Source organism: Mycobacterium sp. UM_Kg27, from assembly GCF_000972905.1.
In the GTDB taxonomy this organism is placed as follows: Bacteria; Actinomycetota; Actinomycetes; order Mycobacteriales; family Mycobacteriaceae; genus Mycobacterium.
Genome location: NZ_JRMM01000035.1, coordinates 15,568 through 32,538 on the forward strand (window position 1 = coordinate 15,568; position 16,971 = coordinate 32,538).

17 protein-coding genes and 1 pseudogene are annotated in these 16,971 nt (G+C 67.4%); 12 read left to right on the forward strand and 6 right to left on the reverse strand.

Features of this window, described 5'->3' with window-relative positions; all coding sequences use genetic code 11:
- Positions 1-20: 20 nt before the first annotated feature.
- Positions 21-356, reverse strand: coding sequence for an RNA polymerase-binding protein RbpA (locus tag LI94_RS08100; protein ID WP_024441259.1), 336 nt, complete (start codon positions 354-356; stop codon positions 21-23).
- A 139-nt stretch (positions 357-495) separates the two neighbouring features.
- On the opposite strand from LI94_RS08100, the gene LI94_RS08105 reads away from it, so the two are divergent.
- The gene (locus LI94_RS08105; protein WP_046300871.1) at positions 496-834 is read left to right on the forward strand and encodes a hypothetical protein; all 339 of its coding nucleotides are present in this window, start codon (positions 496-498) and stop codon (positions 832-834) included.
- 3 nt (positions 835-837) lie between these two features.
- On the opposite strand, the gene LI94_RS08110 is transcribed toward LI94_RS08105, so the two are convergent.
- A complete protein-coding gene (locus LI94_RS08110; protein WP_024441261.1) occupies positions 838-1,545 on the reverse strand; it encodes a hypothetical protein in 708 nt (235 codons plus the stop codon).
- A gap of 153 nt (positions 1,546-1,698) precedes the next feature.
- Between LI94_RS08110 and LI94_RS08115 the strand changes: the two genes are divergently transcribed.
- Positions 1,699-3,207 (forward strand): carboxylesterase/lipase family protein, encoded by a 1,509-nt coding sequence (locus LI94_RS08115; RefSeq protein WP_024441262.1) that lies wholly within the window; start codon positions 1,699-1,701, stop codon positions 3,205-3,207.
- Positions 3,208-3,223: 16 nt separating this feature from the next.
- Here the strand turns inward: LI94_RS08115 and LI94_RS08120 are convergent, their stop codons facing one another.
- Positions 3,224-3,784: an RDD family protein gene (locus tag LI94_RS08120; RefSeq protein ID WP_046300877.1), complete on the reverse strand. Its 561-nt coding sequence runs from the start codon at positions 3,782-3,784 to the stop codon at positions 3,224-3,226.
- 92 nt (positions 3,785-3,876) lie between these two features.
- On the opposite strand from LI94_RS08120, the pseudogene LI94_RS24440 reads away from it, so the two are divergent.
- From LI94_RS24440 to LI94_RS08130, 3 genes and pseudogenes are all read left to right on the forward strand, one after another.
- A pseudogene (locus LI94_RS24440) lies at positions 3,877-4,194 on the forward strand (DUF2784 domain-containing protein); the annotation flags it as partial.
- Positions 4,195-4,245: 51 nt separating this feature from the next.
- Positions 4,246-4,818 (forward strand): isochorismatase family protein, encoded by a 573-nt coding sequence (locus tag LI94_RS24445; RefSeq protein ID WP_046300878.1) that lies wholly within the window; start codon positions 4,246-4,248, stop codon positions 4,816-4,818.
- An 85-nt stretch (positions 4,819-4,903) separates the two neighbouring features.
- On the forward strand, positions 4,904-5,347 hold the full coding sequence (locus LI94_RS08130; protein ID WP_024441265.1) for a helix-turn-helix transcriptional regulator: 444 nt from the start codon (positions 4,904-4,906) through the stop codon (positions 5,345-5,347).
- A 1-nt stretch (position 5,348) separates the two neighbouring features.
- Here LI94_RS08130 and LI94_RS08135 read toward each other — a convergent pair whose 3' ends face one another.
- Positions 5,349-5,702 (reverse strand): DoxX family protein, encoded by a 354-nt coding sequence (locus tag LI94_RS08135; RefSeq protein WP_024441266.1) that lies wholly within the window; start codon positions 5,700-5,702, stop codon positions 5,349-5,351.
- Positions 5,703-5,774: 72 nt separating this feature from the next.
- Between LI94_RS08135 and LI94_RS08140 the strand changes: the two genes are divergently transcribed.
- The 7 genes from LI94_RS08140 to ugpC all read left to right on the forward strand — a co-directional run bounded on the left by LI94_RS08140 (position 5,775) and on the right by ugpC (position 13,540).
- Entirely contained in the window at positions 5,775-6,668 is an 894-nt protein-coding gene (locus LI94_RS08140) for a sigma-70 family RNA polymerase sigma factor (protein ID WP_046300872.1), read from the forward strand.
- A gap of 127 nt (positions 6,669-6,795) precedes the next feature.
- Positions 6,796-7,458 carry an ATP-binding cassette domain-containing protein gene (locus LI94_RS08145; RefSeq protein ID WP_051190197.1) on the forward strand — a complete coding sequence of 221 codons (663 nt, stop codon included), beginning with the start codon at positions 6,796-6,798 and terminating at the stop codon, positions 7,456-7,458.
- A gap of 2 nt (positions 7,459-7,460) precedes the next feature.
- Entirely contained in the window at positions 7,461-9,374 is a 1,914-nt protein-coding gene (locus tag LI94_RS08150) for a YhgE/Pip domain-containing protein (protein ID WP_046300873.1), read from the forward strand.
- Positions 9,375-9,387: 13 nt separating this feature from the next.
- A complete protein-coding gene (locus LI94_RS08155; protein WP_036457419.1) occupies positions 9,388-10,725 on the forward strand; it encodes a sugar ABC transporter substrate-binding protein in 1,338 nt (445 codons plus the stop codon).
- On the forward strand, positions 10,722-11,606 hold the full coding sequence (locus LI94_RS08160) for a sugar ABC transporter permease (protein ID WP_036457390.1): 885 nt from the start codon (positions 10,722-10,724) through the stop codon (positions 11,604-11,606). Before LI94_RS08155 ends, LI94_RS08160 begins: the two co-directional genes overlap by 4 nt.
- Entirely contained in the window at positions 11,603-12,442 is an 840-nt protein-coding gene (locus LI94_RS08165; protein ID WP_024441271.1) for a carbohydrate ABC transporter permease, read from the forward strand. Before LI94_RS08160 ends, LI94_RS08165 begins: the two co-directional genes overlap by 4 nt.
- A gap of 33 nt (positions 12,443-12,475) precedes the next feature.
- On the forward strand, positions 12,476-13,540 hold the full coding sequence (ugpC, locus tag LI94_RS08170) for a sn-glycerol-3-phosphate ABC transporter ATP-binding protein UgpC (protein ID WP_046300874.1): 1,065 nt from the start codon (positions 12,476-12,478) through the stop codon (positions 13,538-13,540).
- Here ugpC and LI94_RS08175 read toward each other — a convergent pair.
- Entirely contained in the window at positions 13,478-14,611 is a 1,134-nt protein-coding gene (locus tag LI94_RS08175; RefSeq protein WP_082105697.1) for a tellurite resistance/C4-dicarboxylate transporter family protein, read from the reverse strand. The two genes, ugpC and LI94_RS08175, sit on opposite strands and share 63 nt — an antisense overlap.
- The coding region (locus LI94_RS08180) for an aconitate hydratase (RefSeq protein WP_046300880.1) at positions 14,611-16,971 on the reverse strand (2,361 nt) is incomplete at its 5' end. The genes LI94_RS08180 and LI94_RS08175, both read right to left, overlap by 1 nt.

Consider the following 16,971-nt stretch of genomic DNA (forward strand, 5'->3'; position numbering starts at 1 on the left):
GTGCAGCGAAGTCCGCGGTTTTAGCCGCGCCGCTTGGTCTTGATCAGCTCCAGGCGCTCCTTGAGCAGCTCCTCGAGCTCTTCGACCGAGCGGCGCTCCAGCAGCATGTCCCAGTGCGTGCGTGGCGGCTTGACCTTCTTCGGCTCGGGCAGGTCACCCTCGAGCAGGGTGCCTTCCAGGCCGTTCCGGCACATCCAGGTACCGGGGAGCTCAGCGTCGTCGGCGAAGGGGACCTCGAACTCTTCACCGTTATCGGTGCGGTAACGCGCCATGCGGCGCGGCGCCAGGTCGTGGTTGCGGTCGGTCTCGTAGCTCACGGCTCCCAGCCGACTGCCCCGCAGAACACGATCAGCCATGACCCACTCTCCTTTGCCTATTGGTGAAAAATGCCTCGCGAGTGTCAACGCGGGCGAACCCTCTGAAGTTCCCGGCGCATACGGCGCGACCTCTCATGATACCGGGAACGTCGCGGTCCTCGGACTAAGGTCTTCAGACGTGCCTCGCAGTCCCCGCCCCCAGCCGTGCCGATGGTGTGGCCGCGACGTGGGCGATGCCGGGATCGGCCGTCGGCGCCAGTACTGCCGGCAGTCCTGCCGGCAGCGCGCCTACGAGCAGCGCGCCCTGATCAGCAGCGGGAAGACGACCGCCCTGACGCCCGACTCCGTGGTGCTCTCCGCCGACGAGGCGACCGCCCTGTCCGATCGGGTCTATCAGGTGCGCTGCGCGGCCGAGGACATCGCGACCGCGCTGTCCGAAGACGCCCCCCACGACGAGCTGCGGCAACTGTGCGACGTCCTGCTGCAGGCCGTCGATTCGGCCGATCGCTGGCGCTGAAGCTCAGCTGGCGCAGCTGAACTGCTCACCGGCGTTGGCCGGCGGCGGCACCGGGTGCAGGCAGCCGAAGGTTCCGATGCCGGTCGGGCTGAACAGCACCGCCGACCGGTGGGCGTAGTTCACGCAGATCAGCCCCACTTGATCCGCCCGGCAGCGGTAGTCGCCGAACGACACGCTGGATCCGTCGGGCAGCTGTGCCCCGTCGCCGTGCACAAACCGGCCCGGATCGCCGTGCGCGGAGCCCACCCGCAGCGTGTTGCCGCCGAAGTCGACCCAGCCGCCCTTCCACTCGCCGTAGATGTCGGCGGGTTGCGCCGGCGGGTTGGCCAGATCCACCACACAGGCCAGGGCACTGTCGGAGGAACCGGCATCGCTGATGCAGGTGGTGGCGCGGCGGGGTGCGGCCGCCACCGTGAAGGCGACATCATCGATGAGGTCGGTGACCTCGCCGTCGCGGGTGGCCTTGTGGTAGTCGGCGGCGTCGACGGGGCGACCGGCCTCAATCCAGGCGATCACGTCGGAGATCGCCGCACCGGCAGCGGGGGGAGCCAGCGGACCCGACGGCTTCGCCGAGGTTGACGTCACCGATGTCGACGGCGGTGCCGTGCTAGAGGCAGACGGCCCGGTCGAAGTCGGCGTCGGCTCGTCGACCTTGGCGCCGGAACATCCCGCGACCAACAGCAGTACGGCGACCAGTCCGGTGAGACGCATGCCGATAGGCTAACCGGCTGTACTCAATCGGCGGTCCAGCCTCACCTCTCCTGCGTCGAGGTTCGCTAACCACCGGGCCCACGCGGCGGTCCAGCCTCACCTCTCCTGCGTCGAGGTTCGCTAACCACCGGGTGATTCGCTACCGTTCGGCTCATGCATAACCACCCTGTGCAGGCCCGCATCGCCACCGGCGTTGTGGAGGGTTTCGTCCGCGACGGGGTGCGCAGATGGCGGTCCATCCCTTATGCCCGTCCGCCGGTCGGTCCGCTGCGGTTTCGGGCGCCCCAGCCGGCGGAGCCGTGGTCTGGGGTGCGCCATTGCCACGGATTCACCAACTGCGCGCCGCAGGAACGGTTCTACACCGTCCTGGGTCCCGGCCGGTTCCAGCCGACCAGCGAAGACTGTCTGACGCTCAACGTGGTAGCCCCGGAGCGCACCGACACCGAGCCGCTGCCGGTCATGGTGTTCATCCACGGTGGCGGCTACATCATGGGCAGTTCGGCTACCCCCATCTATGACGGTGCGGCGCTGGCCCGTCGCGGGTGTGTGTACGTGTCGGTCAACTACCGGCTGGGCGCGCTGGGCTGTCTGGATCTGTCGTCGCTGTCGGCCCCCGGCGTCACCCTGGACAGCAATCTGTACCTGCGCGATCTGGTGCTTGCCCTGCGCTGGGTTCAGGAGAACATCGCGGCGTTCGGCGGCGACCCCGACAACGTCACCATCTTCGGGGAAAGCGCCGGCGCGCACGCGGTGGCCACCCTGCTGGCGGTTCCCGCGGCGCAAGGCCTGTTCGGCCGTGCGATCGCCGAAAGCCCGGCCGCGGGGCTGGTGCGCAACACCGACATTGCTGCCGCCTTCGCCGAACGATTCGCCGCGCTGCTCGGAGTACGCCCGTCCGACGGCGCCCAGGCGCTGCTGCGCGTGACGCCGTCGGAACTGCTCGCCGCCCAGGACCGACTGATCGCCGACGGCAACCGAGACATGCTGGGCGCGTTCCCGATCGGCCCGGTCTGCGGAGACGACGTACTGCCGGTGGACCCGGTTGAGGCGATGCGGCAGGGGTCGGCGCACCAGGTTCCGCTCATCGTGGGCAGCAACGCCGATGAAGGGCGGCTGTTCACCCGGTTCTTGCGGATGCTGCCGGTCGACGAGCCGACGGTCGAGGCGGTGCTGGCCGGCACCGACGCGGGAGTGCGCGATCGCATCATCGCCGCCTATCCGGACTACCCCAAGCGGGCGGCCTGTATCCGGCTCGGCGGTGATTTCGCCTTCAACGCCGCGGTGTGGCAGATCGCCGAAGCCCATGGGGCGCATGCACCCACCTACGTCTACCGCTACGACTATGCGCCGCGGATGCTGCGCTGGTCGGGCATGGGCGCCACGCACGCCACCGAGTTGTTCGCGGTGTTCGATGTGTACCGCACCGGCGGGTTCGGGCGCCTACTCACCGCGGGCGCGGACCGCCGCACGGCGTTGCAGGTCAGCAAGCAGGTGCAGCGCCGGTGGGGGGCGTTCAGCCGAGCGGGGGTGCCGGGCGACAACTGGCCGGCCTACACCGCCGACGAGCGCGCCGTCATGGTGTTCGACCGCAAGACCCGCCTGGAATACGACCCGGCTCCCGAGCGACGCAAGGCCTGGCAGGGCTTTTCGCTAGCCCGCTGACGCCCCGGCAGGGGAATCAGGCCCGGGTCACCCGGGTGCCGCCGGCCAGCTCGTCGTGCTTGCCCTGCTTGGTCGGACTGCCGCTGATCGTCACGGCGATCACGACGTAGGCCACGAAGGCCAGCAGCGCACCGAAGTAGGGGACCACGGCCAGCAGGGTGAACGAATTACGGATGGCCGACTGCGACGCCGTCGGCTTGGACACTCCGTCAGGTCCGTGCACCGAAAGGCCCAGCAGTCGCTTGCCGGGGGTGGCGCCCTGCGTTACCTCGAACAGCACGAAGTAGCCGAACGTCAGCGCCCCGGAGAACAGGCCGGTGACCAGGAACGGGTAATCGTCGGAGAACAAGAACACCGACAAGAAGAACGACACGATTCCGACCAGGAAGCCGTCGAGCACGCGGGCCCAAAAGCGCCTGCCGAGCCCGCCCGGTTGCTGTCCCCATCCGGGCTGGGCCCCCCAGCCCTGCGGCGGCGGATAACCGCCGGGCTGGCCATATCCAGGGCCATATCCGGGGTTTCCGGGGATTCCTGGGCCGTAGCCAGGACCGTTCGGGCCGAAATCGCCGGTTGTCATCAGATTCACTCCTGACCACGTTGGATGTCCGCCAATGTACCGTGACGGACAGGGACGGAAGCGGTTTCTGCGGAGGGCGAAACGGCGGACCGATGTACCAGATCGCGGTGGTGATCATCGTCGCATCGCACCTTGCGTTCGTCGGCTACGTCGTGCTCGGCGGCTTTCTCGCCGTGCGATGGCCACGCACCCTTTGGCTGCACATCGCGGCGGCGTTCTGGGCGATGCTGATCGTTGTCGGACACCTGGACTGCCCGCTGACCTGGCTGGAGCGCCGGGCGCGCGCCGCCGCCGGGATGGCCCCGCTGCCGCCGGATGGATTCATCGCCCACTATCTGGCCGGTGTGTTGTATCCGCCCGCGTGGACCACCGCGGTCGAGGTCGCGGTGCTGGGGACGGTGCTCGGATCCTGGGCGCTGTGTGCGCGAGAAGCGCTGCGGCGCCGACGATACTGTGGACGGATGCGGGCGCTGGTCATCGTCGACGTGCAGAACGATTTCTGTGAGGGCGGCGCGATCCCGGTGTCCGGCGCGGCGGCCCTCGCACAGGAGATCAGCCGTTACCTGGACAGCCCGACCGGCAAAGCCCGCTATGCGCATGTGGTGGCCACCCAGGACTGGCACGTCGACCCCGGCGCGCATTTCTCCGAGCATCCGGACTACCAGACGTCCTGGCCGCCGCACTGCGTGGCGGAAAGTCCTGGTGCGCAATTCCATCCGGCGCTGCGCACCGATCGGATCGAGGCGGTCTTCAAAAAGGGCGCCTACAGCGCGGGATACAGCGGCTTCGAGGGTGTCGATGACGAGGGCACCGCACTGCGTGACTGGCTGATCCAGCATGCAGTGCGCAACGTCGACGTGGTCGGAGTCACCACCGAGCACTGCGTGTGCTCTACCGCCAAAGACGCTGTCCGCGAAGGATTTTCCACCGCAGTACTGTCGAACCTGACCGCGGGCGTGTCGGCCGAGTCGACCGCCGACGCGTTGGCGGCGATACGCAGCGCCGGTGCGACGGTGATGCAGGCGGCCCGATGACTTAAGGCCGAGGCCGCCGAGCTCACAGCAATCCGGTATTTCCCAGGAGGCTGATTAGGCGCGACAGCGGCGATAAACTCCCTGCGTGCCGAGCTTTCGTATTGCCGAAGTCGCCGAGCTCCTCGGGGTCAGCGATGACACCGTCCGCCGGTGGATCGACTCCGGTCGCCTATCGGTGACGACGGGCAGTGGTCCTCGCATGGTCGACGGTGCCGAGCTGGCACGGTTCGCCCAGGAGCGCGCTGCCGTCGAACCGGTGTCACGCAATCCGGTGGTGGGCCAGTCGGCGCGTAACCGGATGGTCGGGCTGGTCACCAAGGTCACCCGTGACACGGTCATGGCGCAGGTCGAGGTCCAGGCCGGCCCGTTCCGGTTGGTCTCGCTGGTCAGCCGGGAGGCCGCCGACGAGTTGCAGCTGCAGCCCGGCAGCCTGGTCGTCGCCTCGGTCAAGGCCACCAACGTCGTCGTCGAACTGCCGCGACGCGCCGGCGCGGCCAGCCACACCGACCCGGCCGCCGAATTCGGTTAGGTCAGGCCAGCAGGATCGCCAGCGAAGCCGCCGACAGCAGCAGATAGGCGGCGGGGAAACCGATGTTGGACAACACCCCGGCCCGCACATGGGTCACGACCGCCCCGACGAAGTACGCGACCAGGCCGGCCGCGGCCGCGATGCCGAGCTCCGGGAACCCCGCCAGGCCGGCGAGCAGGCCGGCACCGCCGGCCAGTTTCAGCCCGCCCAAGAGCGGCAGCCAGGACCGCGGCACTCCCACCCGCGCCGAATTGGCCAGCACGAACTGTGCGGGAATGAAATCGGGTACCGCGATGGCGACGGTGGCGACCGCGGTCACCACGACGGTCACCAGATAGATCGTCTGTACGCTCATGGTGTTGCTCTTCCTGTCGTCGGTGGATGTGGCTCTATCCCTGTGACGACTCCCGAACGGGAAAGGTGACCCATGGGCAACACCGATGTTTTGGCCCAACGCTTCGAGGACCACCGCCGGCATCTGCATTCGGTGGCGTTTCATCTCCTCGGCTCAACCGCTGACGCCGAAGATGCCGTCCAATCAGCGTGGCTCAAGGCCAGCAGTGCCGATTTCGCCGCGGTGGACAACCTGCCCGGATGGCTCACCACCATCACCGCACGCACCGCGATAGACCAGTTGCGGGCACGTTCGCGTCGCCTCGAGCAACCGCTGTCGGAGCCACCCGAGTTGGACAGCTCCCCGGCTATGGCCGCACCGGCCGCCGACGAACAGGTGCTGCGCTCTGAAGCGGTCAGCCGGGCCCTGCTGGTGGTGCTGGATCGGCTGTCGCCGGCACAGCGCGTCGCGTTCGTGCTGCACGACGTGTTCGACGTGCCGTTCGAGCAGATCGGCCCCGTACTGGACCGCTCGCCGGACGCGGCCAAGAAGTTGGCCAGCCGTGCCCGCGCCAGGCTGCAGGCCGCGCCGGCCGCGCAGCCGCGGCTGCGCGCCGAGCATCTCGAGATCGTGAGCGCGTTTCTGGCCGCTTCGCGCGGCGGCGACATCCCGGCCCTGCTGAAATTGTTGGCGTCCGACGTGGTGCGCCGCGTCGATCCCGTGTTGCTACCGGCCGGCGTGCCCACCGAGATGCGCGGCGCCGGCGATGTCGCCACCGAGACCCGGCACTTCACCCGGCGTGCACGCGCCGGTACCGTGCTGCTCGTCGATGGGGCACCGGGCATCGCGATCGCCCCTGCGGGTCGCCTGCTGGCGCTGTTGCGCATCGGGATCGGCGATGACGGGCGCATCCACAGCATTGATATCGCGGGTGATCCCGAGCGGTTGCGCGACGCGACGCTACAACTCCCAGCGCCTCTGCTTTGATGGGTCACGCGAACCGATGTGTGAGGGGGCGTCCATGCCAGACGAAACGACAGCCGCAGGGGAGACGTCCGCGGCGGGGGAGAGTACGGCGCCGTCACCGCCCGCGGTGACCGCCCGCGGTATCACCATGACCGGGCCGTGGGGACGCGTCTTCGGGCCGCTCGATCTGGACATCCCGGCCGGCGGTACCACCGTGTTGGTCGGTCCTCCGGGGTCGGGTCGCACCGCCCTGATGATGAACCTGGCCGGCCGGATGAAGCCGTCGTCGGGCACGCTCACCGTGCTCGGGCGCAATAAAGCCCGCGACATCTTCGACGTCGCTGCCCTGGCAGGAATCGAACAGCTCGACGCGATCTTCGAGTCGGTCACGGTCGCAGACCTGATCACCGAACAGATCCGCTGGGATGCACCCTGGTATCAGCTGGTCCGCCGCGCCGGCGAGGCCGAGCGCGACGCGATCTGCGGCCCGGTCTTCGGCGACCTGCCGGTGCCCCGACTGCACGACTACGTCGAGCATCTCGACGAAATGACCGGGCTGTTGCTGCGCATCGCACTGGCCAACACCGCACGCCCACCGCTGCTGGTGGTCGGCAGCATCGATGAGATCAAGAACAGCCGCGATCGCGCCATCCTGCTTACCCGCCTGGTCGCCTTGGGGGAGAAGCAGACCGTGATCACGTCATCAGCCAACCCGATTCCCGACGGGTTCGGGCTCGCCGGGCAGATCACCGTCGACCGTCTGGAGCGCGCCGAGCTCGTTCCCGGCCGACACGAGAAGGGGAACCGCTGACCATGCTCGCCGGAATGTCGCTGGGAACCGACCTCAAACGCTATTCGCGTGGCACCATGCCGCGTCTGGCCCTGATCACCATCATCGTGCTGCCACTGCTGTACGGCGCCATGTACCTGTGGGCGTTCTGGAATCCGTTCGCCGCCATCGACAAGGTCCCGGTCGCCCTGGTCAACGAGGACACCGGTGCCGTGGTGTCCGGCGAGCAGTTGCACGCCGGTGATGAAGTGACCCGGGCATTGGTTGACTCCGGCCAGCTCGATCTGCATCAGGTGTCGGAAAGCGAAGCCGTCAAGGGTGTTTCCGACGGGACCTATTACTTCTCGATCACCCTGCCCTCGGACTTCAGCACGGCGGTGGTGTCCCCGGCGGGCCCGCACCCGCAGAAGGCGCAGATCCAGTTCCGGTTCAACGACGCCAATAACTACCTGGCCTCGGTCATGGGGCAGAACGCCGCCCGCGAGGTGCTCAACGAAGTGAGCTCCAAGGTCGGCCAGAAGGTGATCGGCACCGCACTGACCCAGGTGACCGACGAGGTCAAGAAGGCGGCGGACGGAGCCGGCCAGCTCTCGGACGGCTCAAAGACGTTGGCCGACAACATGGGTACCGCGCGGGACGGCTCCGCGGCGCTCGCCGACGGAATCCGCCAGCTGAATCACGGTGTGCAACAGGCCACCGATCCACTGCTCAAGGTGACCGATGACCTCGCCAACATGGGCTTCGACCCCAACGCCGCCGGCGCGGCCGCCGCGAGCCTCAGCGGCAACCTCAAGACGGTCAGTGACCGGATCGCGTCGCTCAACGTCAACTACCAACAGGCCGCCGGGATCGTCAACCAGGTGGTCGACGCATTGCGCAACAACCCCGACTCGGCGGTACGCGGGCTCGGTGACACCCTCGCCGGTGCCCAGCGGCTGCTCGATGTCGAGGGACTGGACCCGGCCACCGACGAGGGCCTGAACCAGCTGCGCACCGACACCCAACAGCTGGAGAACGATCTGGCCAATCCCAACAGCGGGTTGCGCACCTTCATGAACCACGTCCTCGACGGCGGCCTCCGATCCGATGTGGTCGCGCTACGCGACGGCGCGACGGCGCTGGTAGCCGGGGCGAACCAGCTCAGCGACGGCCTGGTCCAACTGACCGACGGCAGCAATCAGCTCAAGGACGGCGCCGCCCAGCTGGCGTCGGGGCTGGGCGAGGCCGACCAGCGCGCGTCGGCCATCACCGACCAGCAACGGGTGGACGTCTCGGCAATCCTGGCCAGCCCGGTCGGGGTGGACATGGACTTCACCCATCACGCCGCCACCTTCGGCACCGGTTTCGCGCCGTTCTTCTTGCCGCTGGCACTGTTCATCGGTTCGCTGATCGTATGGATGTTGTTGACCCCGATGCAGACTCGTGCCATCGCCAACGGCCTGGGCGCGCTGCGGGTGGTACTCGCGTCGTACTGGCCGGCCCTGCTGCTGGGGGTGTGCCAGGTCTTGCTGATGTACACGGTCGTGCACTTCGGGGTGGGGCTGCAGGCCCGCCACGCCGCAGGCATGGTCGCCTTCCTGGCGTTGATCGCCGCGTCGTTCCTGGCGATGATCCAGGCGTTCAACGCCGTGCTCGGTGTGGCCGTCGGCCGGGTCTTCACCCTGGCCTTTTTGATGTTCCAGCTGGTGTCGTCCGGCGGGGTGTATCCCGTGGAGACGACGGCGAAACCGTTCCAGATATTGCATCCCTACGATCCGATGACCTATGCGGTCAACGGGTTACGCCAGCTGACCGTCGGCGGCATCGACGAGCGGCTGTGGACGTCGGTGGCGGTGCTGGCCGGGATCCTGGTGGTGTCACTTGCTGCCAGCTCCTGGGCGGCGCGGCGAGATCGTCAGTTCACCCTCGAGCGCCTCTACCCGCCGATCGAAGTCTGACGGTTCGCAGGTGCTGGCCTCCGGTGCACACTCGCTCACGCGAAGAAGCGTGCTGCGCGGGGCCGGAGCGATCGGCGCAGCTGCGCTGTTGCCCGCGGCGTCGGCCTGCGGCAGTGATGACGACGCACTGACCTTCTTCTTCGCGGCCAACCCGGAAGAGGCCGACGCCCGAATGCGGATCGTCAACGCGTTCCAGCGCGAACACCCCGACATTCGGGTGCGCACCATTCTGGCCGGCGGGGATCCGACCCAGCAGATGTCGACGTTCTGCGCCGGTGGGAAATGCCCGGATGTGCTGATGGCCTGGGAATTCAACTACGCCGGACTTGCCGACCGCGGTGTGCTGGCAGACCTGAACATCCTGCTGGATCGGGATCGGCAGTTCGCGGCGGCGTTGCACGCCGACAGCATCCCCGCGCTCTACGAGACGTTCGGCTTCAACGGCGGCCAGTACGCGTTCCCGGAGCAGTGGTCGGGGGCTTTCCTGTTCTACAACACCCGGATCTTCGCCGAGGCCGGTGTGCCACCACCACCGGGTCGCTGGGACACGCCTTGGACTTTCGGCGAGTTCCTCGCCACCGCCGCCGCACTCACCCGACGATCCGGTGATGGCCGAGTCACCCAGTGGGGCTTCGTCGACACCTGGTCGCCGCCGTACTCCGCAGCACTGTTCGGCATGAACAACGGGGTGCCGTGGGCGGTGCCGCGAGTCAACCCGACCCACCTGAACTTCGACAACGACGACTTTCTCGCCGGGATCCAGTTCTATGCAGACCTGTCAGTTGTGCACCGCGTAGCGCCCGCCGCCGCGGACACCCAGTCGATCTCCACGATGGGCCTGTTCACCGCTGGCAACGCGGCGATGGCACTCGGCGGACACTGGCGCTACCAGACCTTCGTCCAAGCCGACGATCTGGCATTCGACGTGGCGGTGCTGCCGACCGGACCGGCTGCCGCAGCCAAGGGCATGGCGGCCCGATCCGCGATCGGCAGTACCGGTCTGGCCATCGCCGCGGACAGCCGGCACCGGGAACAGGCCTGGGAATTCCTCAAATTCGCAGCGGGTCCGGTAGGACAGTCGCTGATCGGCAAGTCCGGGCTGTTCGTACCGGTGCTGCGCTCAGCGATCGACACACCCGGATTCACCGCCGCCCACACCGGGATCGGCAACCTTGCGGTGCTGACCGGCGGCCCGGCGCATTCCGAAGGGCTGCCGATCTCCCCGGCCTGGCAGAAGGTCCACGCCCTGATGGACCGCGCTATCGGGCCGGTCCTGCGCGGTAAGCGGCCCGCTGCAACGCTGAAGACCGGCCTGTCGCCGCAGATCGACGAAGTGTTGGCCACCGCATGAATCCCACCCGGCGGCGCGCACGTGCTGGGCGCTGGTTCATCGCCCCGAACCTGGCCGCGGTCGCGGTGTTCATGGCGTTCCCGCTGGCTTTTTCGCTCTACATGAGCTTCCAGCGGTGGGATCTGTTCACCCCGCCGACGTTCGTCGGCGCCACGAACTATTGCGACCTGTTCACCGGCGATCCGTTGTTCGGCATCGCGGTCCGCAACACGACGGTGTTCACCCTGGGAACCGTGATCCCGACGGTACTGATCAGCCTGGCGGTCGCGGGACTGCTGAATCGGAAGGTGAAGGGAATCGGCCTGTTTCGGGCCATTGCCTTCCTGCCGTTGGCGGTGTCCTCGGTGGTGATCGCGGTGGTGTGGCAGTTCGTGTTCAACACCGACAGCGGACTGCTCAACATCATGCTCAGCTGGTTCGGCATCGCACCGGTGCCGTGGCTCACCGAACCGCACTGGGCGATGGCCTCGTTGTGTCTGGTCAGCATCTGGAAGAGCGTGCCGTTCGCGACGGTGATTCTGCTGGCGGCCATGCAGGGCGTGCCCGACTCCCTGTACGAGGCGGCCCGCATCGACGGCGCCGGCGAGGTGCGGCGCTTCGTGTCCATCACCGTGCCGATGATCCGCGGCGCGGTGTGGTTCGTGGTGGTGATCTCGGTGATCAACGCGTTCCAGGCCTTTGATCTGGTGTACGTGCTCACCGGCAGCAGTGGCGGCCCGGAAACCGGCACCTACGTCCTGGCCATCATGCTGTTCCAGCAGGCCTTCGCCTTCTTGGACTTCGGGTATGCGTCCGCGCTGGCCTGGGTGATGTTTGCCGTGCTGCTGGTCCTGACCGTCGTCCAACTGCGCTTGTCACGCAGGAACGCGGTGGACCAGTGACCGGCCCACCGGCACGGCACCGCATTGCCGGGCTGCTGGGCGTCTACGCGGGATTGGGCGCCGTCACCGCCTGCGCACTGTTCCCGATCCTGTGGGCGCTGTCGGGCTCACTGAAGCGCCAAGCCGAGATCAGCCAACCGATGTTGTTGCCGGCCCACCCGCAATGGTCGAACTACCTCGAGGTGTTCGCCCGAATGCCGTTCTGGCGGATGCTGTTGAACACCATTCTCTACGCCGGCTGCGTGACGGCCGGACAGGTGTTCTTCTGTTCGCTGGCCGGCTATGCCTTCGCTCGGCTGCCGTTCACCGGCCGTGACACCCTGTTCGTGCTGTATCTGGCCACCTTGATGGTGCCGTTGACGGTCACGGTGATCCCGCAGTTCATCTTGATGCGGGTGTTCGGGTGGACCGACACCATGTGGGCGATGATCATCCCCGGCCTGTTCGGCAGCGCGTTCGGCACCTATCTGATGCGACAGTTCTTCGCCACCGTGCCCATCGATCTGGAAGAGGCCGCGATCTTGGACGGGTGCTCACCGTGGGCGATCTACTGGCGGATCCTGTTGCCGCACGCCAAACCTGCGGTGATGGTGCTGGCAGTGCTGACCTGGATCAACGTCTGGAATGACTTTCTGTGGCCGCTGCTGATGATTCAGCGCAAGGGCATCGCCACCCTGACCCTCGGTTTGGTGTGGATGCAGGGGGAGTACGTCGCCGAGTGGCCGGTGCTGATGGCCGCGTCCATGCTGATGCTGGCCCCGCTGGTGATCATCTATGCGATCGCCCAACGGGCCTTCGTCAGCGGGATCGCGGCCACGGGCTTCGGTGGACGGTAGTCGGGCGACGGTGGACGAAGTCAGGAGAACGCAGTGGCCTCAGTGACCTTCGCCTCGGTGACCCGGCACTATCCGGGCGCCGAGCGCCCCGCCCTGGACGCGTTGGATCTGGCGGTCACCGACGGCGAGTTCATGGTGCTGGTCGGACCGTCGGGGTGCGGCAAGACGACGACGCTGCGCATGCTGGCCGGCCTGGAACCCGTCGACGCCGGCCGGCTCTACATCGGCGATCGCGACGTCACCGCAACTGACCCCGGCCATCGCGACATCGCCATGGTGTTTCAGAACTACGCACTGTATCCGCATATGACGGTGGCGCAGAACATGGGCTTCGCACTCAAAGTCGCCAAGACGCCGAAGGCCGAGATCCGCGCCAGGGTGGCCGAAGCCGCCCAGCTGCTGGGTCTGGCCGAACTGTTGGGGCGCAAGCCGAAGGATCTCTCCGGCGGCGAACGCCAACGCGTCGCGATGGGCCGCGCGATCGTGCGCCGTCCGCAGGTCTTCTTGATGGACGAGCCACTGTCGAACCTGGACGCCATGCTGCGAGTGCAGACCCGTAACCAGATCGCCGAACTGCAGCGGCGACTGGGCATCACCACCGTCTATGTCACCCACGATCAGGTGGAGGCCATGACGATGGGCGATCGGGTGGCGGTGTTGCGCGACGGCGTGCTGCAGCAGTGCGCCGCGCCCCGTGAGCTCTACCGCACCCCGGCCAATGTGTTCGTCGCCGGATTCATCGGGTCACCGGCGATGAACCTGTTCACCATTCCCGTCGTCGACGGCACGGTGACGCTGGGTGGCTGTGACATCGGCGTACCGAGGGCAATCTCTTCTGCGACATCGCAACTGATCGTGGGCATTCGGCCCGAGCACCTGCAGATCGCCGATCGCGGGATCGGTGCCGCGGTGGACTTCGTCGAGGAACTGGGCGCCGACACCTACCTGTACGGCACGACGGATGACCCGCGGACCTCGCAGTCAGTGGTCGCCCGGGTTCCCGGTAGCACCGAAGTGCGCCGGGGAACCCGGCTGTCACTGGGCTTCGACGCGACCGATCTGCACTTCTTCGGCGTCGACGGCGCCCGGCTCGGCTGAGCGACCGCGCGTCGCCCGGGCATTTCGCCCGGGCCCGAGGGTGACCGCCAGGTGGTGCAGCATCAGGACGAACACAACGGTCCAGGCGGTCAGCGCGATCCAGCTCTCGACCGAACCGATGTAGTAGACGATCGGCAGCCGGTCGGCCTGCCCCAGATAGTGGCTACCCACCCCGTACATGCCCAGCGGGAAAATCACGCTCCACCAGGGCGCTTCGTAACGAAGTGGGACACGATGCACGATATGGCGCCACACGCCGGCGGCGATCATCGGCGGGATCAGCCAGGTGCCGAACGCCCAGAACACCACCGACGTGCCGGCGATCAGACCGCGGGTGGCGTGCACCATCGGCGCTTCCGCCATCTCGACGATGTGAGCACCGGCCAGCACGGTGATCGCGGTGGCGCCCATCGCCACCCAGTACTGCGGAACGAGATCCTCGGGGAGCAGCGGGTACAGCAGCAGCCGCAGCGCGACAAAGATTCCGGCGGCGCCGTAGAGGAACACTCCGATCGACCAGGAGACCACCGCGAGCAGCGCCAGGCTTTGGCGCCACGGCTCGGAAACCTCCACCTCGAGCACCGCCGCCAACACCGCGATGGACTGGCTGGCCACCACCCAGATGAACCAGGTGCCGTTGGCCCGGCGCACCACCGGCCGCTCCGAGGTCCCCAGCACCGCGGTCCATGGGATTAGATAGCCCAGTACCAGCCAGGTCAGCGTGCTGACCACCAGCAGCCCGACCGCCACAGTGCTGTGCCCGTCGATGACCAGTCGCGCTCCCAGCACATTGGTGGCCGAGACGAAGGTGAAGAGCCCGAAGGCGCGCCCGGAATCGTAGAGATCGGCCAGGAACTCGCGCCGGTAAGCGATGACGCGCACCGTCGATACCACGATCAACACCAGGTAGGAGATCACCGTCACCCACAGCAGCAGCACCGAAACCCAGTGAGATTCCTGGTGATGCATCGCGATCGACACCATGCCGCTGGCCATCACCAATGCGAAGTAGCCCGGGTTGAGCGTCCGGATCGCCTCGCGAATCCTAGTGGCCCCTGCCTGGGCGCGCATCAGTCGAGCAGCTGCCGCAGCACGTATTGCATGATGCCGCCGTGCCGGTAGTAGTCGGCTTCGCCGGGGGTGTCGATGCGCACCGTCGCATCGAATTCGATATCGCCCGCCTGTACATGCACGGTGTCGGGGATGCCGTCGGCCAGCGCGGTCACCCCGGTGATGTCGAACGTCTCTTCACCGGTCAGGCCCAGCGAGTCTGCGTCGGCGCCGTCGGGGAACTGCAGGGGAAGCACGCCCATGCCGATCAGGTTGGACCGGTGGATGCGCTCGTAGGACACCGCCAGCACCGCCCGCACACCGAGTAGCACGGTGCCCTTGGCGGCCCAGTCACGCGAGGAGCCGGATCCGTATTCCTTACCGGCCAGGATCACCAGGGGAGTGCCGGCGGCGAGGTAGTTCACCGACGCGTCGTAGATGGTGCTCACCGGACCGTCGGGCTGGGTGAAGTCGCGGGTGAAGCCGCCCTCGGTGTCGGGTGCCAATTGGTTGCGCAGTCGCACGTTGGCGAAGGTGCCGCGGATCATCACCTCATGGTTGCCGCGCCGTGAGCCGTAGGAGTTGAAATCCTTGCGCTCGATTCCATGCTCGGACAGGTATTTTCCGGCGGGTGAGTCGTATCGGATGGATCCGGCCGGGCTGATGTGGTCGGTGGTGACCGAGTCGCCGAGTTTGGCCAGCACCCGGGCACCGGTGATGTCGGTGAGTGGTGCTGGGTCGCGGGTCATGCCGTCGAAGTACGGCGGCTGGCGCACGTAGGTGGAATCCGGCGCCCAGGAGAAGGTGTCGGTGTCGGGGACGTCCAGCGAACGCCAGCGGTCGTCGCCGGTGAAGACGTCGGCGTAGCTGGCGGTGAACATCTCGGCCTGCAGGTTGTCGTCGACCACGGCGGCGATCTCGTCGGCGGTGGGCCAGATGTCGCGCAGGTACACCGGTTCGCCGTCGCTGCCGGTACCCAGCGGATCGGTGAGCAGGTTGACGCGAAGCGTGCCGGCCAGTGCGTAGGCGACCACCAGCGGCGGGGACGCCAGGAAGTTCATGCGGACTTCGGGGTGGATGCGGCCCTCGAAGTTGCGGTTGCCCGACAGCACCGAGCACACGGTCAGATCGTTGTCGACGACGGCCTTGCTCACCTCAGGGATCAACGGCCCCGAGTTGCCGATGCAGGTGGTGCAGCCGTAGCCGACCAGGTTGAAGCCCAGCTTGTCCAGGTAGGGCGTCAGGCCCGCCCGCTCGTAGTAGTCGGTGACCACCCGCGACCCGGGCGCCAGGGTGGTCTTCACCCACGGCTTGCGCGAGAGCCCCTTGTCGACGGCGTTGCGGGCCAGCAATGCCGCGCCGACCATCACCGACGGGTTGGAGGTGTTGGTGCACGAGGTGATCGCGGCGATCACCACGTCGCCGTTGTCGATCTCGGTGCGGGTGCCGTCGGCGAGTTCGATCGGCTTGGCATCGGTCCGCCAGGGCAGCTTGTCGCCGCCGGCCCACTGCGCGCGGGGTTTGCCTTCCGCTTGGGACTGGCCGAACGCGATCGGGTCGCTGGCCGGGAACGAATCCGCCGACGCCTTGTCCAGGTCTGACAGGGCCTGAGCGGTGGTTTCGGCGCCGTCGAGCAGCGCGGCGACGGTGTGCGGGGCCAACCGCAGTGGGATGCGGTCCTGGGGGCGTTTGGGGCCGGCGATCGACGGCTCAACGCTGCTCAGATCCAGTTCCAGCGTTTGCGAATAGACCGGTTCGCGATCGGGGTCATGCCACATGCCCTGCTCTTTGGCGTAGGCCTCCACCAGCGTGATCTGATGCTCAGAACGGCCGGTCAAGCGCAGATAGTCGCAGGTGACGTGATCGATCGGGAAGATCGCGCAGGTCGCCCCGTACTCCGGGCTCATGTTGCCGATCGTGGCCCGGTTCGCCAGCGGGACGTTGGCCACGCCGGGCCCGAAGAATTCGACGAACTTGCCGACCACCCCGGTGGCGCGCAGCAGCTCGGCGACGGTCAGGACCAGGTCGGTGGCAGTGGTGCCGGGCTGCAGTTCGCCGGACAGTTTCAGGCCGACCACCGGGGGGATCAGCATGCTCATGGGTTGACCGAGCATGGCCGCTTCGGCCTCGATCCCACCGACGCCCCAGCCCAACACGCCGAGTCCGTTGACCATCGGGGTGTGCGAGTCGGTCCCGACGAGGGTGTCGGGGTAGGCCAGCGGCCCGTCGGGACTGTCGCGGGTGAACACCACCCGCGCCAGGTACTCCAGGTTCACCTGGTGGCAGATGCCGGTGTCGGGCGGGACCACGGAGAAGTCATCGAATGCCTGCTGGCCCCAGCGCAGCAGCTGATAGCGCTCGGCCTGTCTCTTATACACATC